The organism is Pseudomonas sp. NFACC51, assembly GCF_900103575.1.
GTDB lineage: Bacteria > Pseudomonadota > Gammaproteobacteria > Pseudomonadales > Pseudomonadaceae > Aquipseudomonas > Aquipseudomonas fluorescens_Q.
On record NZ_FMXH01000015.1, the window covers coordinates 41826 to 65869 of the forward strand.

At 63.4% G+C, this 24044-nt stretch carries 13 protein-coding genes and 1 pseudogene (1 of these 14 only partly in view); 3 read left to right on the top strand and 11 right to left on the bottom strand.

What is annotated here, in order from left to right; all coding sequences use genetic code 11:
• Together BLT00_RS24620 and BLT00_RS24625 are read left to right on the top strand one after the other, a co-directional pair.
• On the top strand, positions 1–2364 hold the 3' portion of the coding sequence (locus BLT00_RS24620; protein ID WP_092150361.1) for a non-ribosomal peptide synthetase. The gene continues 864 nt to the left of window position 1, outside the view; the window shows 2364 of its 3228 coding nt (coding positions 865–3228); its start codon lies off the left edge, out of view; its stop codon occupies positions 2362–2364.
• Between the two features lie 639 nt (positions 2365–3003).
• Complete coding sequence (locus tag BLT00_RS24625) at positions 3004–5481, top strand: TonB-dependent siderophore receptor (protein WP_092150364.1); 2478 nt, start codon at positions 3004–3006, stop codon at positions 5479–5481.
• A 204-nt stretch (positions 5482–5685) separates the two neighbouring features.
• Here BLT00_RS24625 and BLT00_RS24630 read toward each other — a convergent pair whose 3' ends face one another.
• From BLT00_RS24630 to pvdM, 6 genes and pseudogenes are all read right to left on the bottom strand, one after another.
• Positions 5686–9834 carry a non-ribosomal peptide synthetase gene (locus tag BLT00_RS24630; RefSeq protein ID WP_092150367.1) on the bottom strand — a complete coding sequence of 1383 codons (4149 nt, stop codon included), beginning with the start codon at positions 9832–9834 and terminating at the stop codon, positions 5686–5688.
• 37 nt (positions 9835–9871) lie between these two features.
• Positions 9872–11530: a cyclic peptide export ABC transporter gene (locus tag BLT00_RS24635; protein ID WP_063320267.1), complete on the bottom strand. Its 1659-nt coding sequence runs from the start codon at positions 11528–11530 to the stop codon at positions 9872–9874.
• 310 nt (positions 11531–11840) lie between these two features.
• Positions 11841–11978 (bottom strand): annotated as a pseudogene (locus BLT00_RS31520) (formylglycine-generating enzyme family protein); the annotation flags it as partial.
• A gap of 160 nt (positions 11979–12138) precedes the next feature.
• Entirely contained in the window at positions 12139–13014 is an 876-nt protein-coding gene (locus BLT00_RS24640) for a dihydropyoverdine dehydrogenase (protein ID WP_092150370.1), read from the bottom strand.
• 23 nt (positions 13015–13037) lie between these two features.
• Positions 13038–14318: a pyoverdine-tailoring periplasmic protein PvdN gene (locus BLT00_RS24645; RefSeq protein ID WP_092150373.1), complete on the bottom strand. Its 1281-nt coding sequence runs from the start codon at positions 14316–14318 to the stop codon at positions 13038–13040.
• Positions 14315–15685, bottom strand: a complete 1371-nt coding sequence (gene pvdM / locus BLT00_RS24650) for a pyoverdine-tailoring dipeptidase-like protein PvdM (RefSeq protein WP_092150376.1) — start codon at positions 15683–15685, stop codon at positions 14315–14317. The genes BLT00_RS24645 and pvdM overlap by 4 nt, the downstream gene beginning before the upstream one ends.
• Positions 15686–15862: 177 nt before the next feature.
• Between pvdM and BLT00_RS24655 the strand changes: the two genes are divergently transcribed.
• Entirely contained in the window at positions 15863–17485 is a 1623-nt protein-coding gene (locus BLT00_RS24655; RefSeq protein ID WP_092150379.1) for a pyoverdine maturation tyrosinase PvdP, read from the top strand.
• A 192-nt stretch (positions 17486–17677) separates the two neighbouring features.
• On the opposite strand, the gene BLT00_RS24660 is transcribed toward BLT00_RS24655, so the two are convergent.
• The 5 genes from BLT00_RS24660 to BLT00_RS24680 form a co-directional block, all read right to left on the bottom strand.
• Positions 17678–18004, bottom strand: coding sequence for a DUF6124 family protein (locus BLT00_RS24660; protein ID WP_092152579.1), 327 nt, complete (start codon positions 18002–18004; stop codon positions 17678–17680).
• Positions 18005–18543: 539 nt separating this feature from the next.
• Positions 18544–18870, bottom strand: a complete 327-nt coding sequence (locus BLT00_RS24665) for a DUF6124 family protein (protein WP_092152581.1) — start codon at positions 18868–18870, stop codon at positions 18544–18546.
• Between the two features lie 620 nt (positions 18871–19490).
• Positions 19491–20885, bottom strand: a complete 1395-nt coding sequence (locus BLT00_RS24670) for an efflux transporter outer membrane subunit (protein WP_092150385.1) — start codon at positions 20883–20885, stop codon at positions 19491–19493.
• Between the two features lie 10 nt (positions 20886–20895).
• Complete coding sequence (locus BLT00_RS24675; protein ID WP_092150388.1) at positions 20896–22866, bottom strand: MacB family efflux pump subunit; 1971 nt, start codon at positions 22864–22866, stop codon at positions 20896–20898.
• Complete coding sequence (locus BLT00_RS24680) at positions 22867–24018, bottom strand: efflux RND transporter periplasmic adaptor subunit (RefSeq protein WP_092150390.1); 1152 nt, start codon at positions 24016–24018, stop codon at positions 22867–22869. It abuts the gene before it with no gap.
• Between the last annotated feature and the right edge of the window lie 26 nt (positions 24019–24044).

Consider the following 24044-nt stretch of genomic DNA (forward strand, 5'->3'; position numbering starts at 1 on the left):
TACTTCGCCAATGCCGTGGGTGTGTTCGAGAAAAACCTGCCGCTGTGCATTTCATTGCCCGCCACCCAGTCGTTCAATGAGTGGCTGGTGACGCTGGCGGCTCGCCTCGAAGAACACCGCACCTGGCAGGAATACTGGACGCCGGAACTCAGCCCTGACGCGGCGCGCCCGGTCTACGGCTTTACGGTTGCCCAGGCGAGTCGTGCCCAGGACAGCAGCGGTCTGCACTGGGCGCCGGTGTCAGTACCCGTGCGGGACGATGGATTCGAGTGCTTGTTGCAGGTGCAATTGAACGGTGTCGAGCAGCTTGCCGGGATCGATCTGTATTACGCCAGCGCGCTGTATTCGCTAGCCTCGGCCAATGCCGTGCTGGAGCAGTACGGCGTGCTGCTGGCTTCGATCCTTGCGGCTGGGCACACCCCACTGGCGCAGCTCAACCTGTTGAGTCGTGCCGAAGAACAGCGCTTGCGAGCGATCAACCCGCCGATGCAGGCCTTGGTCGATAGCCGCTATCTGCCCCGGCGCATCGCCGATTGGGCGACTCATACGCCGGATGCCATCGCCCTGACCGACGCCCATCAGCAATTGAGCTATGGCCAGTTGCAAGCCCGGGTCGACAGCCTGGCCCAGGGCCTCAAGCAGCAAGGCCTGGGCGAGGGTTCGATTGTCGCGCTGGCGTTGCCGCGCTCGGCGGAGCTGGTGATTGCAATGCTGGCGAGCTGGCGCGTGGGGGCGGCGTATCTGCCCCTTGATGTGCAATGGCCCCAGGCGCGCCAGGCATTGATGCTGGAGCAGGCTGGCGCGGCTGTGTTGCTGACCGATGCGGCGCATCTGCCGGCCTGGCAGGATCAGCCGTACAAGGCGCTGACCGTGGCGCAGTTGAGTCAGTCGGCGGGGGCATTGCCAGACCTGGTCACTCAGGGCAACGACATGGCCTATGTGTTGTTTACATCCGGCTCCACCGGTGTGCCCAAGGGCGTGGTGATCGAGCATCGGCAATTGCTCAACTACACCGCCCAGGCCAGCCAGGCCCTGGGACTTGAGCAATGCAAGGACGTCGGTTTCACGTCCACTGTGGCGGCGGACCTGGGCAACACGACGTTGTTTGGCGCGTTGTTCAATGGCGCGACCCTGCATGTGGCCAGCGATGAGCAGATGCAGGACGGCGCGTTGTTTGCCGGGTACCTGCAGCAGCACCGGATCGACTGCCTGAAAATCGTACCGTCGCACCTTGCGGCACTGCTCGACAGTGATCAGGCGACCCTGCCGCGTACGCTGGTACTGGGTGGCGAGCCGATTCCGCCGCCGTTGATCGAGCGCATCGCCCGGTTGCGCAGCGATTGCCGGGTGTTTAACCACTATGGGCCGACCGAAGCCACGGTGGGGGTGATGATTCATCCGTTGTCACTGCACGGCGCGGTCGGCGATTGTTCGGCGCTGACTCAGGTGCTGGGCAACAACCAGGTTTACGTGCTGGACACCGATCTGCGCTTGGCGCCGGTGGGCGTGCTGGGTGAGGTGTACCTGGGCGGCGCGCAGTTGTGCCGGGGTTATCTGAATGCCACGGCGGATGAGCAGACGTTCATCCAGAGCCCGTTCGATCCGGCCCAGCGCTTGTATCGCAGCGGCGACCTGGCGCGTTATCGCGCGGACGGGGCGATCCAGTTGCACGGTCGGCGTGATCAGCAGGTCAAGGTGCGTGGGTTCCGTATTGAGCTGGCGGAGATCGAGGCCGAGCTGCTGCGTGTGCCGCAAGTGGCCGAAGCATTGGTGCTGTCGGCAACGTCGGCCGAGCAGGGACTGTTGGCCTTTGTCGTGGCGCAGCAGGGCAGGTCGGCGGGTCTGCTGGACGCCGTCCGTGCTGAGCTGAGCGCTCGCCTGCCCAGTGTGATGGTGCCGCAGCAGTTGCAACTGATCGAACGGTTCCCGCGGCTGGCGAACGGCAAGATCGATCGCAAGGCGTTGCAACAGTGGGCGGGTGCGGCGATGGCGGACGAAGACGCGGCCCCACGGGATGCACTGGAGCAATTGCTTGCCGCGCGCATGGCGCAATTGCTTGGGCTTGAGCGATTGGGCATCGACCGCGACTTCTTTGCCGCCGGTGGTCATTCGCTGCTGGTGATCAAGTTGGTGGCCGGTATTCGCAAGTTGTTGCAGTGCGACATCCACCCGGGGTTGGTCTTCGATCATCCGACCGTAGCGTCGTTGGCACTGGCCTTGCGGGCAGTGGAAAGCAGTCCGGGACAACTGGAGAAAATCGCCCAGGTGCGCCTGCGCATGGAAGCGATGAGCCCCGAGGAAAAGGCCCTCCTGACCGAACAGGCCCGCCAGCTACAAGCTGCCAGGACGGCGCCGCTGGGCTGATTCCGGGGCGGATCAAATCTTAAAAACCGAGCAGAACCCTGTGGTGAGGGGGATTTATCCCCTCGCCACAAAGGCCGAGTTGCCAATGAATAGGTCTGCCCGACGCTGACGAATCCGAATAACCCACCATCAATCCCGCCATACACCAACCCCCGTGGCGAGGGAGCTTGCTCCCGCTGGACTGCGTAGCAGTCCTGAAACCGGCTGCCGCTATTTGTCTGGCTCACCGCGTGAGGGCTTTTGGGGCTGCTGCGCAGCCCAGCGGGAGCAAGCTCCCTCGCCACAGGTGTGTTCACAGCTTTGGTATTGGCGGTGTTGGTAAAAAAAGCCGGCGCCCATCAGCGCCGGTTTTTTTTAACTTTTTACGCGAATGATAAATAAACTCATTCCGGTTTTTGGCAGGTGCTGCGTCTTACTTAGGTATGTGGGCAAATCGGGTCGGGCAGGACGCCCAGGCACCGGGTTTGTTCAGCAAAGATTTCGCCGTCGTCCAGCCAGATGACCGTGCCCGGGGAGGGGCCGGTCGGCCACGCACTGACATTGCCTTGGGGCAATCGACTGTGCGGGCTCACGTGTGCTGGCGAGCGGCGGGCCCTTCGGCCCCATGGACTTTTACTTCTACCAATAATAGAGAGCACGATGTCATCCATTCATGAGTTGAAACCTCTGTTCAAGGCACTCGTCATGTCCCGCGGCCTGCGTTCGCGGCGGGTGTTGGCCGGTCTGGGGTTGGTCTGCGTACTGCCCCTCAGCGCTCAGGTGATGGCGGAAGACGTCAGCATCAACATTCCTGCGCAACCGCTGCCGCAGGCACTGCAAGCGTTCGGTCAGCAGACCAACCAGCAAGTGATCTACAACGCCGACGAGATGGCCGACCTGAAGAGCACCCGCGTCAGCGGCAAGATGAGCCCGCAAGCGGCCATCGCCGAACTGCTCAAGGGCACTGGTGTGCGCTACAGCCTCGAGGGCAACACCCTGATGCTGATGCGCGGCCCTGCCACCGGAGGCCTCGAGCTGGGCGCGACCACCGTCAAGGCAACGGCCCTGGACGCGACGACCGAAGGCAGCCAGGCCTACACCAGTAACGCGGTGACCATCGGCAAGGGCACTCACACCCTCAAGGAAATTCCCCAGTCGATCACCGTGATGACGCGCAAGCAGATGGATGACCAGAACCTGGTCAGCCTCAAGGACGCCGTCAACCAGACCACCGGTATCGTTGGCCTGCAGGGCGTCGGCCAAGGCATGATCCTGTCGTCCCGCGGTTTCCAGATCGACGACTGGCAGTACGACGGTGTGCCGATCCTGCGGAACAACTATTCCCTGGGCAACTGGGCGACCCAGGACCTGATCTTCTTCGACCGCCTGGAAATCATGCGCGGCGCCGCCGGCCTGCTGCAAGGCACTGGCAGCCCCGGCGGTGCCGTCAACCTGGTGCGCAAGCGTGGCCAGAGCGCTCCGACCGTGACCCTGACCGGCAAGGCCGGCTCGTGGGATCACTACGGCCTGCAACTGGACGCTGGCGGCCCGCTGAATGACGCCGGCAACATCCGCGGCCGTATCGTCGCCGACGAAGACCAGAGCAATTCCTTCGTCGACCATGCGTGGAGCAAGACCCATTCGCTGTACGGCGCGCTGGACATCGACCTGAGCGAAGACACCACCCTGGGCTTCGCCGTCAGCCAATCCAACGGTGAATCGCGCGGCAACATCCGCGGCTTGCCACGCTACGCCGACGGGTCGATGCCCGACGTGTCGCGTTCGACCTACACCGGCGCGCGCTGGAACCGTTCCGACATCGATGTCACCACCTACTACACCGACCTGGAGCATCGCTTCAACGAGGACTGGGCATTCAAGGTGGGTGCCGTGTACATGACTGAAGACAACCAGGCGAAAAACCAGCGAGTGCAAAGGCTTGGCGGCCTCAACCCTGATGGCACCGGCGTGCAATATGCCGATTTCGTGACCGATTTCCAGTCCACGAAGTCCGGTCTCGACATGAACCTGACCGGCAAGTTCGAAGCATTGTCGATGGAGCAGGAAGTCATGTTCGGCGGCAATTTCTCGCAGTTGGAGACGGATGATAAATACGCCCGTACCTTCAACAGCACCAGCGACTCCATCTTCGACCTGAACAATGACCGACCGGACATCAGTTACGAAGACCTGATCAACGCTCCGCTCGGGCGGGGCGTCCTCAGCAAATACGATATCCGCCAGAAGGGCGTGTACGGCACCTGGCGCGTCAAACCGGTCGAAGACCTGACGCTGGTGCTGGGTTCCCGGGTCAGTTGGTATGACTTCAGCTACAAGGCGAAAACCGAAACCTCAGCCGGTATTACCCCCTACTCGGGAACCACCGGAACTGAAACCGGGGTGGTCACGCCCTACGGCGGTATCATCTATGACCTGAGCCGTGAGTGGGCGGTGTATGCCAGCTATACCGACATATTCCAGCCCCAGACCGAGGTCGATACCAGCGGTTCGGTGCTTAAGCCCATCGTCGGCATCAACTACGAAGTCGGCCTCAAGGGTGAGCTGATGGACGGTCGGGTCAATACCTCCCTGGCTATCTTCCGTTATGACCACGAGAACCGTGCCATCGAAGACACCGCCGGAGGGATGCTATGTGAGGGCGGGTATTGCTCGACAGCCTCGGGGAAAGTTCGCAGCCAGGGTTTCGATGCCGAAATCAGTGGTGAAGTGATAGACAACCTGCAGCTGTTCGCGGGCTACACCTACAACACTACCAAGTACCTGGAGGAGCCGGGGAAGGACGGTGTTGTCTTCAGTAGCTGGACGCCGAAACACATGCTGCGGGTGTGGGGCAACTACCAACTGACCGGCGACTGGAGCCGCGTCAGCACTGGCCTGGGCTTTACCACCCAAAGCCACACACTGGTTTACGAAGAAAAGACCCACATACCGGGTTATACCGTGTGGAATGCCCGTGTCGGCTACCAGATGACGCCGGAAATCGCTTTGGCGGTCAACGCCAACAACCTGTTCGACAAGACGTACATAACGCCCGCTTACAACCAGCTTGATGGCAACAACAACTTCGGTGACCCACGCAACCTGATGTTCACCGTGAAGTACACCCCGCAGTTCTGATTCACGCGCGCAGAAAAAACCGACCCGCCTTGTGCGGGTCGGTTTTTTTATGGGGTTTGCCAGGCCGTCCAGCCAGTTTTCAGGGGAATGCAAAACCTGTGGCGAGGGAGCTTGCTCCCGCTTGAGTGCGAAGCACTCACAAAAAAGGGCTGCTGCGCAGCCCAGCGGGAGCAAGCTCCCTCGCCACAATGACGGTGCCTGACGCTACTTATCGGGTGTCGTGCTGCTCAGAAAAGCCTCGATCAGCGAATCAAGCAACCCCTCATCAAAGATCATGCTGCGATGGCGCAACGGGGAATGCACCGAGCATTGCAGCTCGCCGGTCAGGCTGTAGCCCTTGATCAGGTTCTCGCAGAAGGCCAGTTCTTCCGGCGTTTTTTCCGCCTGGGTCCACCAGCAGCTCGGGCGTACCCGTACCGGTTTGAAGGTGAATGCGTCAAACGCTTCCAGCAACCGATCATGCACCGAGAACGCCTGGGCGTTCATGACTTCATCCTTGACGCTCTGCACGATTGACAACAAGTCGCCTCGCCCCGGCTCGATCTGGCTGGCGGCCCATTCGTGGAATGCCTGGACCGTGCTGTCGGGGTTCTGTTGCCGGTAAGCCGCCGTGCGCTCGGTGAGGGTTGGAAACAGCAGGTCGAAGTATTCGATGGCCCCAAGCAGATCCTGGGAGGCCGGGTCGGCTTGTTCATCGCCTGGCAAATGCCGATGACGCGATAGGGTTGCCGGGTACAGGTGTTCCGGAATCGTGCTGTCCACCAGGCCAAGGAAACTCACCGTATGGCCCTGGCTTTCCAGCGTCGCCGCAATGTCCAGGGCGATGGTCCCGCCCAAGGACCAGCCCATCAGGTAATACGGGCCCTGGGGCTGGGCGTTGACGATTTCCCGGCTGTAGTCGGCGATCATCTCGCGCCAGGCTTCAGGGCTCGCATGGGGCTCGCTGAAGCCACGGTGCATGACGCCAAAGGTGCGCGCCCGGTGTTGGAGTTTGCGCGCCAGTGGCTGATAGCAGAAGACGATGCCCCCACTGGGATGCAGGCAAAATAACTGCGGTGCGCTGGCGGGGGCGTTGTTCAATTCCACAAGGCATGGGGTCTGCTCCCGATGTTTTTGCGAAATGAACAGGGCCAACTCGGCGATGCTCGGGTGGGCCAGCAGCTCTTGCAGCCGCACCGTGATATTCAGGCGGGCCTTGAGGTTGGCGATCAGCTCGATGGCGAGGATCGAATGCCCGCCCAGTTCAAAGAAGCTGTCGTTGACACCCACGCGCTCAACCTTGAGGGACTGTTGCCAGAGCTGCGCCAGGGCCTCTTCCAACTGAGTGCGGGGCGCCACGTAGTTCGAATGCCGGAGGCTGGCGTCAGGCTCCGGCAAGGCCTTGCGGTCTAGTTTGCCGTTGGCGTTGAGAGGGAACCGGTCGATGAACAGCAGGTGGCTGGGCACCATGTAGTCCGGCAGATGCGCTTTGAGCGCGCTCAACAAACCTTCGCGTAACTCGGCGCTGGGCGGTTGCGTGGCAATCACGTAGGCGACCAGTTGCAGGCCGGTCGGGCCGTCATGGGTCAGCACCACACAATCCTGGACCGCCGGCAGCGTTTGCAAACGTGCCTGGATTTCGCCCAATTCAATGCGGAATCCGCGGATCTTGACCTGATGATCCAGGCGCCCGATGTACTCGATGCTGCCGTCGGTGCGGTAGCGCGCCAGGTCGCCGGTGCGATACAGGCGGCCACCCGGCAGCGGATCGAACGGATCGGGGATAAACCGGCTGGCGGTCAGGTCGGCGCGCTGGTGGTAGCCACGAGCCAGGCCGGCCCGGCCGACATACAGCTCACCGATGCACCCCTTGGGAACCGGGTTCAGGTGCGCGTCGAGCAAGTACCAGGACAGGTCGACGATGGGCTGGCCGATCGGGCTCGTGGTCTCGCTGTGCAAGTCGTCGATCGACAGCGGTCGCCAGGTGACATGGACCGTGGTTTCCGTGATGCCATACATGTTGATCAATTGCGGCGCCTCGTCGCCGAAACGTTCGAACCAGGGGCGCAGGCTCTGCACGTCAATCGCTTCGCCGCCAAAAATCACCTGCCGCAACCGATGAGCAAGCGGCTGGTGAGCTTCGCAGGCGACCTGCAACAACGACTTGAACGCCGAAGGTGTCTGGTTGAGCACCGTAACGCTTTCCTGGCAAAGCAGGGCGTAGAACTCCTGCGGCGAACGGCTCACGGCGTGGGGCACGATGACCAGTCGGCCGCCGTGCAGCAACGCGCCGAAAATCTCCCACACGGAAAAGTCGAAGGCATAGGAATGAAACAGGCACCAGACGTCCTGGTGATCGAAGCTGAACCAGTGCTCCGTGGCCTGGAACAAGCGGCTGACGTTGTGATGCGCGAGCAGTGCGCCCTTGGGCTTGCCGGTCGAGCCTGAAGTGTAGATCACGTACGCCAGGTTATCCGGGTGCATCGGCACATCCGGATTGTGTTCGGGATAGGCGCTATCGGCGTCGCCCGAATCCAGCAACAGGCAGTTTATGGTGGCGGGCAACGCCAGCGATTCACGCAGATGGGCCTGGGTCAGGATCTGGGTGACGCCGCTGTCCTCGATCATGTACGCCAGGCGGTCAGCCGGGTAGGCCGGGTCCAGTGGCACGTAGGCGCCACCGGCCTTGAGAATCGCCAGCAGGCCGATGAGCATCTGCGGCGACCGCTCGGCGGCGATGCCGACCAGCACGTCAGGCCCGACGCCTTGCTCGATCAGCCGATGGGCCAATGAGTTGGCTTGTCGGTTGAGCTCGGCATAACTCATGTGCTGCCCTTCAAAGGTCAGGGCGATGGCGTCACCCGTGGCGGCGGCATGGCTTTCGATCACCTGGTGCAGGCAACGCCCGCGGGGCAGTTGGGTCGGCTGGCGGTTCCAGTCGTGCAGGGTTAGCTGGCGTTCATCAGCACTGAGCAATGGCAGCTCGCCGAGGGCGCGTTCAGGTGTTTCGATCAGGCCCCGCAACAGGTTCTGCCAGTGCTCGGCCATGCGCTCGATGGTGTCAGTGCGATAGAGATCACGGCTGTATTCGAAGGTCGCCACTATCTGCTGTTGTGAATAGTCGACATCCAGCGACAGGTCGAACTTGGCCTGGCTGTCGCCTGTGTCGAGAAATTCCAGGGCCAGTTCGCCTTTGGGGGAGATCGGCAGGGCCGGTGAGCCGGTGCGCCAGTTGAACAAGACCTGGAACAAGCCCTGTGCGCCGGGGTGTTGCAGTTGATCGAGGATCAGCTCCAGCGGGTAGTCGGCATGTTCAAGGGCGGCGAGGGACTGCCCGCGCAGATCCCGCAGAAAATCCAGCCCGCTGCGGCTCGAGTCGATTCGCGTGCGATACACCTGGCTGCTGACGAAAAAACCTACCAGGTCTTGGCTTTCATGGCTGTTGCGGTTGGCGTTGGGGACGCCGACGGTGAAGTCGTCCTGGTTGCTGTACCGGCCCAGCAACATTTGCCAGGCCCCCAGCGCCACCACGAAAGGCGTCAGCCCCTGGCGTTGGCAGAACGTGTCCAGGGCCCGGGCCATTGCGGGGGCAAGTGACAGATGTACGCGTCCGGCCATATGTTGCTGGCCCGTGGCGCGGGGGAAATCCTGGGGCAGCTCCAACGTGGGCAGGTCCTGCCCCAAGTAGCGACTCCAGTATTCGCCACTGCGTTGGCAGGCCGTGCTTTGCAAGTACTCGCCTCGCTGGCGGGTGGCGTAGTCGGCGTATTGCATGGGCAACTGTGGCAGCGGTGTCGGATCGCCGATCACGGCCTGGGCATAGGCCTGGGTCATGTCCTGCATGAGGATCGTGTTGGACCAAGCATCGGAGACGATGTGATGCATGTTGAGCAACAGCACATGTTCGGCGCTGTCCAGCCTCAGGAGCGTGGCCCGCATCAGCGGCGCGCGGCTGAGATCGAACGGTTGCCGGGCGTGCAGCTCGATGCGCTGTGAGAGCGCCGTGGCACGCGCCTGGGGGGCGAGGTCGCCGAGGTCTTCCCGGTGCAGGACGAGGCAGGCGTCACGCTCGACCACCTGGACCGGCGCGCCGTCGATGTCATTGAACGCGGTACGCAGGATGTCGTGTCGGTCGATGACGCGATTCAGGGCCTGCTCCAGGGCGTCGGCATCGAGCTCACCGCTCAGGCGCAGGGCCCGTGGCAGGTTGTAGGCCGAACGGGCCGGGTCACGCTGGTGCTCCAACCACAAGCGTTGCTGGGCGAAAGACAGGGGGGCGCGGTCCAGTCGGCGGCGGCTGGAGCTGGCGTGCGTGTCGCCCGCCAGGTCATCGAGCAGCAGCGTCAGCAGATCATCATCTAGCAGTTCGTTCATGGTGTTCTCGCGGTAAACAGCATTGCGTCGGGCGGGTTCAGGCAAACGCCGCCGGAGCTTTTTCACTGACCACCTGACCGGCCTGCATCCGGACCAGTTGATCGGCGATGTCGAAATAGCGGTCGTCGTGGGAAATGACGATGATGGTTTTGCCCAGCGCCTTCAGTTCCGGCAGCAGTTCGGTATAGAACACCCGCCGGAACAGCGGATCCTGGTCGGCGGCCCATTCGTCGAACACCAGCACGGGACGCTCCTCGAGCCAGGCATTGAGCAACGCCAGGCGTTTGCGCTGGCCGGTGGACAGATCGGTGGTGCTGAAGGCACCGTCGCGGATACTGACCTTGTGGGCGATTTCCAGGCGCTCCAGGTAGCGGTTGGCGTCCTTGGGCACCTGTTGATCGCCCTGGACCAGCTCATCGAACAGGTAGTAATCGGCAAAAATCGTGGTGAACAACTGGCGATAATCGTCCCGTTGAGCGGCGCCTACCGGCGCGCCGTCGAGAAGAATTTCACCACCCTGGGGGAAATAGAGGCCCAGCAGCAGCTTGATCAGCGTGGTCTTGCCTCCACCGTTTTCGCCGACGATGAACACGATGTCACCTTGGGCGATGGACAGGTTGACCGGTCCCAGGGCGAAGGGTTGGCTGCCTTCGACCACCGGGAAGGCGTAGTGCACATCACGCAGTTCCAGCTGTTGGATCGTGGGCTTGCGCAGGTGCTTGTCGTTGAGCAGCAGGTGCGGCTCGGGTGAGGAGAATTGCTCGGCCAGTTCGGCAATGCGCTTGAAGGCGATGTTCGCCCGGCTGATCACCGGCAAGGTCATCACCAGGTATTCCAGCGGGCCCTTCATGTACAACAGCACCAGCACGAAGCCGCTGAGCACGGTTTTATCGATGCCCAGCCACAGTGATTGCAGGGCCAGGACCAGGCCAATGACCACAAAAAACAGCATCGAGCCGAAGGTCTTGGCCACCACGAACGTGTTGACCGAGCGGATGTTGGTCGCGCAGATGTAGTCGGCGGTCGCTTCGATGCGCTGGCTGAACATGCGCTGGCGGCGCGGGCGATGAATGCGCAGTTCCTTGGCCCCGGCGGCGATGGCGCCGTAGTGTTTCTGCAGCGCATCCTCGGCCTCACGGGCCGCTTCGAACCCCCGGATGCCACGGGCACGCGCCAGGTATTGCACGACCGTGCCGATCACCAGCGCCACCAGCAGCAGGAAAAACATCGGCAGTGACAAGTAGGCCAGGTAACCCAGGCAACCGAGGGTGACCGTGAAGGCGATGGCCAGCGGCGCGAAGGAAAACGCGAAGTCGCTGACGGTGTTGACGTCGTGGGTCAAGACCGGAATGAGCCGATGGCTGCGATAGCGTTCGATCTGTTCGATGGGCGCCAGCAGGACTTTCTTGCCCAGGGACTTACGCAGCTCGGCGATGATGTTCTGGCCGACATGGTTGGTGCCGATGTCCGACAGAATCGAGGCCAGCAGCGCCGCCGCACAAAGCCCGGCGAACGTCGCCAGCAGCCGGGGCGTGGGCGTTGTGGCGGCGTTCAGGGCGTCGTTGATGGTCGCCAGCAGGGCGGTGATGCTCAGGCCGCCCAGCATGCCCAAGAGAATGGAACCTACGACAATCAGCCGGAAGGGTTTGAGCAGGCTGAACATTTCATTGATCACCCCGCGGGTTGGTTGGCTCATGGAGGTTTCCCTGCTTGATGAAAGGGCGAAGGCCAGCGCGGGCATTCACCGCATGGGCTGGAGGACGGCGGCACGCCGGTTGGGGCGCGCCCACCTGTAGAACGATTGGTAGGGGAGGGGATTTAACGAGGAATCGCCTGACACACATTATTGTGGCGAGGGAGCTTGCTCCCGCTGGGCTGCGCAGCAGCCCCAAAAGCCCTCACGCGGTGAGCCAGACAAATAGCGGCAGCCGGTTTCAGGACTGCTGCGCAGCCCAGCGGGAGCAAGCTCCCTCGCCACAAAAGCGGATCTTCAGGCGGGCAGTTGATTACAAATCCCGCGCCACCCGAAAACCAATCCAGTCCCCCCGATCGCTGGGCACCAATGCGTTGCGGTTGCCGGAGCGGGAGAACACCGGGGCTTCGCCCCAGTCATTGCCACGGATACGCTTGAACTCGCACTTTTGTGGCAGGGGATTTAACGAGGAATCGTCTGACACACATTATTGTGGCGAGGGAGCTTGCTCCCGCTCGGTTGCGCAGCGACCGCAAAATCTGGGGCCGCTACGCAGCCCAGCGGGAGCAAGCTCCCTCGCCACAAAAGCGGGTCTTCAGGCGGGCAGTTGATTACATATCCCGCGCCACCCGAAAACCAATCCAGTCCCCCCGATCGCTGGGCACCAGCGCGTTGCGGTTGCCCGAGCGGGAGAACACCGGTGCTTCGCCCCAGTCGTTGCCACGGATGCGCTTGAACTCGCACTTGCCGGTCAGCCAGGCGCTGCCATCGCTCGGTGCGCCGACGTAGCTGTCGTTATAGCAATCGGCCGTCCACTCGTAGACGTTGCCGTGCATGTCGTAGACGCCGAAGGCATTGGGCGCGTAGCTGCCGGCCGGTGCGGTGAAGTTGTAGCCGTCGGCCGCGCCGTAGGTGTTGGCATGTTGGGCGATGCTGTATTCCTTGCCTGCATCGAACGGAAAGGGGAACGGGCCGGCGCTGCCGCCGCGCGCTGCGTACTCGCGCAGGGATTCGCTGACCAGTCGGTACTGTTTGCCGGTTTTTTTCGACAGCCAGGCCACGTAAGCGTTGGCCTCGGCGAAGTCCATGCACACCGCCGGGTGTCGGTCGGTGTATTGCTTGCGTGGGTCGCTGCCCTGGTAATCCGGGATGCCGGCCTTGCAGGCGCGACCGGGACGCTTGTCGCCGTCGGGCATCGTGTAGCCGGTGTCGCGCAGGTAGGCGAACCATTCGCCCTTGAGCACCTGGAAGCGGCTGATCGCCAGGGGCTTGGCAAACGTCACCGGGTGCATCGGACCTTCGTCGGGTTCGCGGCCCACTTCATCTTCCGGGGTACCCATCTGGAAGGTGCCGGTGGGCAGCACGACCATTTCCGGGCAGTCCTTGCAGTCGCGAAAGACCTGACCCGGTTGCGAGGCCTGGGCGCCGGAGGGCAGCAGGGCGGCGAGGGTCAATGCCGGGAGTAGCTTCAACGAAAAACTGTTCATCCGTCTCTCTCGATAAGTCAGGTTCAGAGTGTCTTGTCCAACAAGCCCATGAAGCGATCGATCTCGGCTTCGCTGTTGAGCAACCCCGGCGCGGTGCGGATTACCGGTCCTGCGTCGCGATGCACGGCGTCGGCAATCACTCGGTTCTTCATCAGGTAGGCGGCCACCTCGTCGCTCTCGCGGCCTTTGACCCGGAAGAAGGTGAAACCGGCGGACAGGTCCGGGCTCAGCGGCGTGACCAGCTCGATTTGCGGCAGTGCCACCAGCTGTTTTTTCAAGTAGCTGTTGAGGGTATGAATGCGCGCCTGCACCTCGGCCTTGCCCAGTTGCAAGTGCAGCTTGAACGCTTCGTCCGCCGCCCAGCGATGCTCGAAGGCGTGGTAGCCGCCCGGCGTCATGGTGGTGGAAAACGCCGTGGCTTCGGAGAAGGTCGGGATGATCGGCGTGACGTACTTGAGCTCTTCGCTGCGGCTGCACACCAGGCCCGTGCCGCGCGGGCCGAACATCCACTTGTGGGTCCCGGCGATGAAAAAGTCGCAATTCATCTTGGGGAAACTGAGGTCTTCGACGCCGAAACCGTGCACGCCATCCACCACATAAATGATCCGCTGCTCGTCGCTGCGGCCCTGGTTGTGCTTGTCCACCAGGGCGCCGATCTTGTCGATCGGCAGCTTCACGCCGCTGCCCGAATGCACCCAGGTCATGCCCAGCACCCGCGTCTCCGGGCGGATGTTGCGGTCGATGGCTATGAGGATTTGTTCGTGACTGGCGTCGTGGGCGTTGTCGAACAGCTTGATCTTGCGCACCCGGGTGCCGCTGCGTTGGGTGCGCAGGTCGAGAATGGTGTGGGTGGCGTAGTGTTCGTGGGCGGTGGTGAGGATTTCCTGGTCGGCCGCCACATGGACGCCGCCGTAGATCATCGCCAGGCCCTCGGTGGTGCTGCCGGTGAGGGCGATTTGCTTCGAGCTTGCTTGCAGGTAACGGCCGGCCCAGATGCGCACGTTTTCCTCACGCTCTTCGGTGACGCCCAGGTCCCAGTCCATCAACAGCCCCGGGTTTTTATCCAGGGCCGCGCGGTGCTTTTCGATGGCCTCGCGCACCGGGCGCGGGTGAGTGGTGACCAGGAAATTGGAGAAGTGCAGGTAGTCCGGGTCCTGGTCGAACAGCGAGCGCAGTTGTGCCCATTTATTCTTGGGCAGCGGCGGCAGAGGATCGGCACTGGCCGTGGCGGACAGGCTGGTGGCCAGGGGCAGGCCGGCGGCGAGGATCCCGGCCTGCTTCAGGAAGGTGCGACGTTCATTCATGGCTGGACGGTCTTCTGGGTCGAGGCGATGGCGGGGCGTGCGGCTTTCTGGACCTGATCCCAGACCCGCAGGAAATTGCCGCCCCACAGTTTGGCGATGTCGGCTTCGGAGTAGCCGCGGGTCAGCAGTTCGGCGGTGACGTTGCGAATGTCGCCGACGTTTTCCCAGCCTTTGACGCCGCCGCCTTCATTGAAGTCGGAGCTGATGCCGACGTGGTCGATGCCGATCTTGCGCACGGTGTAGTCGATGGCGTCCCCCAGGTCCTTGAGGCTGGCCTTGGGTTCTTCTTCCAGAATGGCGTAGAGCTGGCTGGCGTACTGGCCGAACTTCTGCTCGGGCCAGGCGGCGATGATGGGGTCGCCGGGCATCAGTGCCATCGCCAGGTTGGGCAGCGGTTGCAGACCAAAACGCTCGCGCAAGGCGTTGAGTTTGTCCTGGGTTTTTTGTGTCAGGGGGCGCAGGTATTGGGAGAAGCCGACGATCTGCACCACGCCGCCGCTGGCCTTGATCAGCTGCATTTCCTTGTCGCTGAGGTTGCGCGGGATGTCCACCATCGCCCGTGGCGCCGAATGGGAAGCCACCAGCGGCGTGCGGCTCAGTTGCGCGACTTGCTCCAGGGCCAGGGTCGACATCTGCGACACGTCGATGATCACGCCCAGGTCGTTCAGGCGCGACACCGCTTGCTTGCCGATGTCCGACAGGCCGCCGAGGGCGTCGGGGGAATCGTTGAAGAACGGCAGCGGACGCGAGGAGTCGGCCCAGTCGTTATTGCCGATGTAGCTGAAGCCGAACATGCGCATGCCCCGCGCCGTCCACAGGTCCAGCAGGCTCAGGTCGTGGCCCAGGGGATAGGCGTTGAGCATGCTGATGAAAATCGCGAACTTGCCTTCGCCGTGCAGGCGGCGGAAATCATCCGGGGTGTAGGCAATGGCGACCTGGTTGGGAAAGTCCCGGACCAGGCCGGTGATGATCTTGTAGCGCACTTCCTGTTGGTTGCGCGCTTCCTCGACGAAACCGGCAGTAGGCTTGTGCGGCGCGTTGTCACCGTTCCACAGCTCGGGCCAGCCGAACACCGTCAGGGCCGCGCCGGACAGCTGCCCGCGGTTGGCTTTGACCAGGTCGAACTGACCGTTGCCGTCCTTGTCGGCTTCGTTACCAGCAGTGCCGAAATCCAGCGGCACGGTGATGTGGCTGTCAAAGGACAGCAGGCGTTCGTGCAGTTCCCGGGCTTCTTTCATCACCTTGACCGGGTAGCCGGGATTGTCCCGCCACCAGTGGTCCCAGGCTGCCAGACCGCCACCGACGGCCAGCGCCAGGGCCAATGGCAGGCCGATGAAAAGAGCCTTTTTCGAACGTCGTGTTGTCATTGCCGATCTCAGTCAGGTTCGCCTTGGAAGGACAGGCGCGGGGGCCTTTGCTATCTGGGGAGAACGAGTGATCGGTGGGGAAATTTAGGCGGCTTCGAGGGCCTCTATAAATTTGTTGGCCCACCCATCGTTCTAGCTTGGATAAAGCCCGTTCCAGGGCTGGACACAGGTAAGGCAATGACGATTTCTCGACGATGGTTCATGGCAGGCCTGGCGCTGACCGGTGCCGCCGTGCCTGCGGTGTATTACGGGCATCGCGAACTGACCCGACCGGACCCGACCATCACCCCCGGCGAGGCCTCGTTCGACGTGGCGGACGTGGCGGGCCAGCGTCGGGCCGATACGTTGCGGGGCATCTGGACAATCCGCTTCACTGGCCGCGATGCTGGCCTCGATGGCTTGCCCCAGGACGGTCTCCAGGTGTTCCTCGATATCGGCCACAAGGGCCGTGGCCTGGTGGGTTACCTCGACACCGCCGAGCGGCTACGCGCCGGGGACGAACCGCGTTATCGGGTGTTGGGCGATTTGGCCGGCACCGACCCCAAGCAACTGAGCTGGCGACTGATCGGCGCCCAGGCCCCGGGCGGCGCGCCGGACTATGAATTCACCATGACCCTGGACGAAGTCTGGGCCGGCTTCGGCAATGCCGGCTCCGCGACGCTCAGCGGTCGTGTGTTGCGGTTGGATCGTCCGCTGGGCCTGCTGGAACTCGACAATCAGTTCATCGCCCGCAAGCAACCATTCCCCGAAGCCCGCGAACGTACGCCGCTGAGTCCGGCGCTGCTGGCTTGGCTGGTGTCGCCAGAACATCGGCTGTTCCACCAGCTCTGGCACGCTTCGCGGGACAAATGGCACACCCTGGACGAAGACAAGCGTAACGCCCTGCGCGGCATCGGTTGGCAGCCCGGCCCACGAGATCAGGAGCGCGACGCCCGCGGCCCGCGCAAGGATCGCAACGGCTCGGGCATCGACTTCTTTTTCATGCACCGGCACATGCTGGGCACGGCGCGTTCGTTCCAGGCGCTGCCGTCGTGGCCACGCTTCCCCTTGCCGCAACCGGAGCTGGAGCGCGATCGCCCGGGCTTCGCCCGCTATTTCGATAACCTCGACGGCACTGCGTTGCCGCCGACCTGGCTGGCCGACGGCGATGATCAGTACGCCCAGTGGGTGAGCGACATCAAGACCGCCGAGACCTACCACAGCAATTTCCAGGTGTGGGAATCGCGCTATCGCGACCCGCGTTATCTGTCGAAACTGACCCTGGGCCAGTTTGGCTCGGAAGTGGAACTGGGCCTGCACGACTGGCTGCACATGCGCTGGGCCTCGGTGCCGCGTGACCCGTCCAACGGCCACCCGGTTCCGTTCGCCCGCGACCCGGACGACTTCGCCCAGCGCTGGTACGCGCCGGAAAACGACTTCCTCGGTGATCCGTTCTCTTCCCATGTCAATCCGGTGTTCTGGGCCTTCCACGGCTGGATCGACGACCGCCTCGAAGACTGGTTCCGTGCCCACGAACGTTTCCACCCGGGGGAAGTGAGCCGGCTCGAAGTCAGCGGCGTACCTTGGTTCGCCCCCGGCCGCTGGGTCGAAATCGCCGACCCCTGGCTGGGCCCGGACACCCACGGTTGCAACACCACGCCTGGGCTGCAGGCCGGACGCTCGGTGGAGATGGACCCGGAAACCATGAAACTGGCCCTGCGCATCACCTTCGGCAGCGATGACAAAAAGCTCACCGAACTGTTCCGCCGCGTGCCGCAACGGCCGTGGTATGCGCGCAATCTCAAGAGCAAGCCGGTGTAAACCCCGCCCGCCCAAAAAACTGAAGCGAACGCTGTTGTGGCGAGGGAGCTTGCTCCCGCTGGGCTGCGAAGCAGCCCCCAAACCAGCCCCCTCAAAAATATCTGACCCACCGAGGTGCCGGTCATTGGGGCTGCTGCGCAGCCCAGCGGGAGCAAGCTCCCTCGCCACAGGTGTCACTTGGCTTGAGTGCGTTTAGCGCGGCGCGGCGATGTCCAGTGCGCGGTTCGCCAGCAGTTCTGCCAACTCGATCATTTGCTGGATGCCCAGCGCAAAATGGCGCCGCGAGCCGTCCAGTTCAAAAGCCTGCTCGCTTGCCATGACGTTGACCGAAGCCAGGGTTTCGCTGAGGTTGGCCAATAGACATTCCATGTCCGCGCCTTCCGCAACAGTGAACAACTGGCCCGGTGGCGGATTGGGTTTTTCAGGCTTGGGATCGAGGTAAAAGGCGAGGGCGCGGTCGGCGGCTTCGTTGAGTTTTTTCGAATCGTCTGCGGGGGGATTGGGGGTGATCTTGAACATGGTGTAGCTCCTAGTATTAGTTTCAGGAGCCGACACTATCGCTACCAAACGATGGGGTGGCGGCCGTACGCGGGTTGGTAGACCGGAGCACTAGGAACCCGGCGCGCCCGAAGACGCCCTGCGCACGGCCACCATGAAACAGACGCCGAGAAAGCATCTGTAGGAGGTGGCGCTTGCGCCTAGTTAACTCGCGGGCTACCAAACCCGATCGCTGAAATCAGCGACCCGGAAACAGTAAAAGCCACGAGCCAGGCGCACAAGCCGGCGGATTCTGGCGCAGTTGTAGGCAATGGCGCAAGGCAGCGTAGCCTCGCTCGGGAGTCCTACACGACCGGATAAACAGAACCAAAGCCGAACACCCTTTGTAAGGAGGGGAATTATCTGTGGCGAGGGAGCTTGCTCCCGCTGGGCTGCGAAGCAGCCCCCAAACCAGCCCCCTCAAAAATATCTGATCCACCGAGGTGCCGGCCATTGGGGCTGCTGCGCAGCCCAGCGGGAGCAAGCTCCCTCGCCACAGGTGTCACTTGGCTTGAGTGCGTTTAGCGCGGCGCGGCGATGTCCAGGGCGCGATTCGCCAGCAGTTCTGCCAACTCGATCATTTGCTGGATGCCCAGCGCAAAATGGCGCCGCGAGCCTTCCAGTTCAAAGGCCTGCTCGCTTGCCATGACGTTGACCGAAGCGAGGGTTTCGCTGAGGTTGGCCAATAGACATTCCATGTCCGCGCCTTCTGCAACCGTGAACAACTGGCCCGGTGGCGGATTGGGTTTTTCAGGTTTGGAATCGAGGTAAAAGGCGAGGGCGCGGTCGGCGGCTTCGTTGAGTTTTTTCGAATCGTCTGCGGGGGGATTGGGGGTGATCTTGAACATGGTGCAGCTCCTGATTATTCAAAAGGCGCTGCCAGTCATCACTTGCAGATGATGGGTGGCAGCTATGCGCGGGTCTGCAAGACCGGGAAATCAGGAACCCGGCAGACCCGAAGGTCTCCCACACATAGCCGCCATGGAACGAACACAGATGTGTCGACCTTTGGCTATGCGCCTGATATTCGTCGGGCTTGCAGACCCGATCACTGATGAGCAGTGACGGGGAACAAGTTATCGATGGGGTGCCAGGCGCACAAGCCGGCGGATTCTGGCGCAGTTGTAGGCAATGACGCAAGGCAGCGTAGCCTCGCTCGGGAGTCCTACATGGCCGGATAAACAGAACCAAAGCCGAACCCCATTTATGAAGCGTGGGACTTATCTGTGGCGAGGGAGCTTGCTCCCGCTGGGTCGCGAAGCGGCCCCAAACCAGCCCCCTCAAAACCTCTGTCCCACCGAGGTGCCGGCCATTGGGGCTGCTGCGCAGCCCAGCGGGAGCAAGCTCCCTCGCCACAGGTATCACTCAGCTCGACCATCTGCTGGATCCCCAGGGCAAGCCTTGCTCCCACAGAAGATACGTTTCCCTCTCTTTCATTTGTCACTTGGCTTGAAGGTGTGTTCGAGACCTACATCACCCGCCAACCCCCACCCAACGCCTTGTACAACGCCACGCTCGCCTGTACCCGCGCCAGCCTTAACTGCACGTTCATATCCTGCGCGGCGTACAGCGTGCGTTGGGTTTCCAGCACGGTAAGCAGGTCTTCAGCACCGGCCTGGTAGCGGCGCTGGGCGATGTCGAAGGCGGTCTGGGCCTGGTGCAGTTCTTCGCTTTGCCATTGCCGTTGGCGGTCCAGGCCGTTGATGCTGTTCAGGGCTTTTTCGACGTCGGCGAAGCCGTTGATGATAGCGGCTCGATAGAGCTCCAGCAGTTCCTCCTGGCGCGCGGTGGCTCGGTCGCGTTCGGCACTCAGGCGGCCGTTGTTGAAGATTGGCGCGGCCAAACCGGCGGTGAGGTTGTAGAAGTTGTTGCGCAGCAACTGGTCGGCGATGTCGGCGCCAGTGCCCAGGCTCAGGCCCAGGGTGACGGAGGGCAGCATGGCGGCGCGGGCCACGCTGATGTCGGCCTGGGCAGCGGTGAGGCGCGCTTCGGCGGCGGCGATGTCCGGGCGGCGGCGCAGCAATTCGCTGGGTACGCCGGCGTCGATGGCGGGCCAGTGCAGGCGGTCGAAACCTTCGTCTTCGAGCCTGACCGATTGCACCGGCTGCCCCAGCAGTGTGGCCAGGGTGATCAGCGCCTCTTGGGCCTGCTGCTGCACTTGGGGCAAGCGGCGTTGCTGGGCCGCTACCAGGCTTTTCTGCTGGGACAGTTCCAGGGCCGTGGCGCTGCCGGCGTCGTAGCGGGTCTGCACCAGGTCGAGCACGCGTTGGGCGTTGTCCAGGTTCTGTTCGGCGATGCGCTGTTGCTCGCGCAGGGACAAGGCCTGGGTGTAGCTGTTGGCGACGCCGCTGAGCAGGGTCAACTCCACCGTCGCGCGGTCGAACTGGCTAGCCGACAACGTCTTCAACGCACTGTCCCGGGCCGCCCGTTTGCCGCCCCAGAAATCCAGCTCATAAGTGGCACTGAGGTTGGCGTCGTAGTAATCGATGGTGCGGTTGTTCCGGTCGACGTCCAATTGGCTGTAGCCCTTGCCCCGTAGCAATTCCTGGCGATTGCCGTTGAGCCCGGCCCTGATCTCCGGCAGCAGCGGCGCGCCGGCAATGACGGCGCTGGCCTCGGCCTGACGCACCCGGGCCATGGCGGCGGCGAGGTCGTGGCTGTCCAGGCGCGCTTGTTCGATCAGCCGGTTCAACTGTGGGCTGCCGAAGCGTGTCCACCATTGCAGGTTTACCGCTCGGGCGCTGGGCGTGTCGAGGTGCTGCCAGGCCGGCGGTGGCTGGATGCCGCTGTCCGAAGGCGACAACGGGCTGGCGCAGGCCGCCAATAGCAGGCTGGCGGCCAGGAGGGTCAGGGACGCTTTCATGGGATGAGGTTCATTCACTGGTGAGGGCCGCGACCGGGTCGAGGCGGGCGGCCTTGCGGGCCGGCATGAAACCGAAGACGACGCCGGTGACCAGGGCGCAGCCGAAGGCGCCGAACACTGCCAGCCATTCGAACGCCACGGCGATCTTGCCCAGCAGCAACGCACCGCCCACCAGCAGGGCCAGGCCGATGCCCGCCAGCCCGCCGACCACCGAGAGCATCACCGCTTCGGTGAGGAACTGGCGCAGGATGTCGCGCTGGCGAGCGCCGGTGGCCATGCGGATGCCGATTTCCCGGGTCCGTTCGCGCACGGTCATGAGCATGATGTTCATCACGCCGATGCCGCCCACCAACAGCGAAATCGCCGCGATGGCGCCGAGCATCAGCGACAGCGTGCCCTGGGTGCGGGCTTCGGCCTGGATCATCGCGGCGTTGTTGGTCAGTTCGAAATCCTGCTTGCCGTCATGCAGGCGCAGCAGCGTTCGGGAGATGGCTTGCTCGGCTTCCTTGACCTTGCCCGCGTCCTTGGCGGCGATCACCACGTACTCGGGATGACGACTGCCGAACAGCCGCACGCTGGCGGCGGAGTAGGGCACGGCGACGCGGTCGTCGGCGTCCGAATCCCCGGAGCTGGCGCCTTTTTCGGCCAGCACGCCGACCACCTGGAACGGCATGTTCTCGATCAGGATGTAGCGGCCGACGGGGTCGGCGACGTCCTTGAACAGTTTCTGCCGGACCCGGTAGCCGATCACCGCCACTGCGGCAGCGCTACGCTCATCGGCCTCGCTGAAGTAACTGCCCTGGGCCACCGGCCAATTGAAGATGATCGGGAAATTCGTGTCGTTACCGCCGACGTAGCTGGTGTGGTCGAGGTTGCCGAAACGCACGCTGGCGTCGGCGCCGTTGACCGGCATGATCCGCTGCACTTCGGGCAGGGCGGCGAGGGCGGCCAGGTCATATTCGCTGATGATGCCCTTGGCCGCGCGCGGGCTGGGTGCGCTGCCATTGAGGTAGATGATGTTGGAACCGAAGGCGCCCATCTGGGCCATGACCTGGCGCTTGCTGCCTTCGCCCACGGCCAGCATCACCACCACCGAGGCCACGCCGATGATGATGCCGAGCAAGGTCAGGGCGGTGCGGAAACGGTTGATCCACATCACCCGCCACGCGGCCTGCACGGCGTCGAGCAACTCGCCTTTCCAGGCGCCGTTGTGTTCGCTGCCGGCACTCAGGCGCTGGCGCAGGTCCACGGCTTGCAGGGCCTTGGGGTTGGCGTGCACCTCGTGTGGCGAAGAGGGTGTGTTGTCACTGATGATCAGCCCATCGCGGATCTCTATGATGCGCTTGGCCCGGGCCGCCACTTCGCGGTCGTGGGTGATCAGGATCACCACGTGGCCCTGGCTTGCCAGTTCGTCGAGCAAGGCCATGACCTCGATGCCGCTCTGGCTGTCGAGGGCACCGGTGGGTTCGTCGGCGAGGATGATGTGGCCGCCATTCATCAGGGCCCGGGCAATCGACACTCGTTGTTGCTGGCCGCCGGACAATTGATGGGGACGGTTGCCAGTGCGGCTGGCCAGGCCCAGGCGTTCCAGCAGGGCGCTGGCCCGGGCATGGCGTTCGGCGGCCGAGGTGCCGGCGTAGATGGCCGGCATCTCGACGTTTTCCTGGGCGGTGCCGGAAGGAATCAGGTGATAGCCCTGGAACACGAAGCCGAACGCTTCGCGCCGTAGCCAGGCCAGCTCGTCGCTGCCCAGATTGGCGACGTCTTCGCCGGCAAAACGGTACTCGCCGCTGGTGGGGCGGTCGAGGCAGCCGAGGATGTTCATCAAGGTGGATTTGCCGGAGCCCGACGCGCCGACAATCGCCAGGAACTCCCCAGCGTGAATGGACAAGTCGATGCCGCGCAGCACCTCCACCCGAGGGCTGTCGCCACCGCCGTAGGCCTTGCGAATGTCCCGCAGTTCGATCAGGGGCGTGTTCATTCAGTCTCCGCTGCCGGTGGTCGGTCCGATCAGCACCTGTTCGCCCTCGCTCAGGCCGTCGACGATCTGGATGCGCAGTCGATCGCTGACGCCGGTGCGAACGGTCCGCGACTGGACATCGCCATTGTCGGCCAGCACCCGCACCTGGCCGGCGTTGTCCTGTAACGCAGCGGTGGGCACGGTCAGCACGTTCTGGGCCTGGGCCGCGACGAAAAATACTTGGGCGGTCATGTCGGTCATCAGGCTGCGGTCGGCGTTGTCTACGTCGAGCAACACGGTGTAGAGCACCACTCGTTCGCTGCCGCTGCGCCCACCGCTGGGGCTGCCACCCTGGCTGGCTTCCAGCGGGCGTGGCGGCACCGGGAGGATCTGGCGCACGGTGCTGCTCCAGCGCCGGCTGCCGCCGGCCAGGGTGGTGAAGTAGGCGGTCATGCCCGGCTTGACGTGGCCGATGTCGGCCTCCGAGACTTCGGCCCAGACCGTCATCGGCGACAGCCGGGCGATGCGCAGGATCAGCGGGGTTTGCTGCTGGGCATTGAGGGTCTGGCCTTCCCGGGCACCGACGGCGACCACGGTGCCGCTCATCGGCGCATAGATCCGCGTGTAGCCCAGCTCGGCCTCGTCGCTGCGCAGGCTGGCCTGGGCCTGGCGGATCTGGGCCTGGAACATGTCGATGCGCGCCTGGGTCGCCCGCACTTCGGCCTGGGCGGTCTGCACGTCTTCCTCGCGGGTGGCGCCACCGGCCTTGAGTTGCTGCTGGCGGCGGAATTTCTGCTGCGCCAGGTCGTGTTGGGCACGCTGTTCCTGAAGCTGGGCCTTGAGGTTCTCGATGGAGAAGCGTCCGGCGTCCAGCCGGGCCTTTTGTGTGGAAGGGTCGATTTCAACCAGTAGTTGGCCTTCGCGCACCTCGTCGCCGGCTTCCACATGAATCTTTTGGATCTGCCCGGACGCCTGGGCGCCGACGTCGACATAACGCCGCGGTTGCAGGGTGCCCAGGGCGGTGACGCTGTTTTCGATATCGCCACGGGTGACGGGCGCGGTGACCAGGGGCGCCCGGCTTGGCGCGACCGCTTGCCACGCGGCGAAGGCCACGGCCGGAAGCAGGGCGAAGGTGAGAAGCCAGGCGCGTCGGGTAGGGCGGGGACGTTTCATGCGGGGTTCCGGCCGGTGATATCGGG

Bases quoted from the DNA above. Each gene is read 5' to 3' on its own strand.
- BLT00_RS24640 (WP_092150370.1), bottom strand. From the start codon at position 13,014: ATGAACAGTTTTTCGTTGAAGCTACTCCCGGCATTGACCCTCGCCGCC.
- BLT00_RS24625 (WP_092150364.1), top strand. From the start codon at position 3,004: ATGTCATCCATTCATGAGTTGAAACCTCTGTTCAAGGCACTCGTCATG.
- BLT00_RS24630 (WP_092150367.1), bottom strand. From the start codon at position 9,834: ATGAACGAACTGCTAGATGATGATCTGCTGACGCTGCTGCTCGATGAC.
- BLT00_RS24645 (WP_092150373.1), bottom strand. From the start codon at position 14,318: ATGAATGAACGTCGCACCTTCCTGAAGCAGGCCGGGATCCTCGCCGCC.
- BLT00_RS24680 (WP_092150390.1), bottom strand. From the start codon at position 24,018: ATGAAACGTCCCCGCCCTACCCGACGCGCCTGGCTTCTCACCTTCGCC.
- BLT00_RS24655 (WP_092150379.1), top strand. From the start codon at position 15,863: ATGACGATTTCTCGACGATGGTTCATGGCAGGCCTGGCGCTGACCGGT.
- BLT00_RS24665 (WP_092152581.1), bottom strand. From the start codon at position 18,870: ATGTTCAAGATCACCCCCAATCCCCCCGCAGACGATTCGAAAAAACTC.
- pvdM (WP_092150376.1), bottom strand. From the start codon at position 15,685: ATGACAACACGACGTTCGAAAAAGGCTCTTTTCATCGGCCTGCCATTG.
- BLT00_RS24660 (WP_092152579.1), bottom strand. From the start codon at position 18,004: ATGTTCAAGATCACCCCCAATCCCCCCGCAGACGATTCGAAAAAACTC.
- BLT00_RS24670 (WP_092150385.1), bottom strand. From the start codon at position 20,885: ATGAAAGCGTCCCTGACCCTCCTGGCCGCCAGCCTGCTATTGGCGGCC.
- BLT00_RS24675 (WP_092150388.1), bottom strand. From the start codon at position 22,866: ATGAACACGCCCCTGATCGAACTGCGGGACATTCGCAAGGCCTACGGC.
- BLT00_RS24635 (WP_063320267.1), bottom strand. From the start codon at position 11,530: ATGAGCCAACCAACCCGCGGGGTGATCAATGAAATGTTCAGCCTGCTC.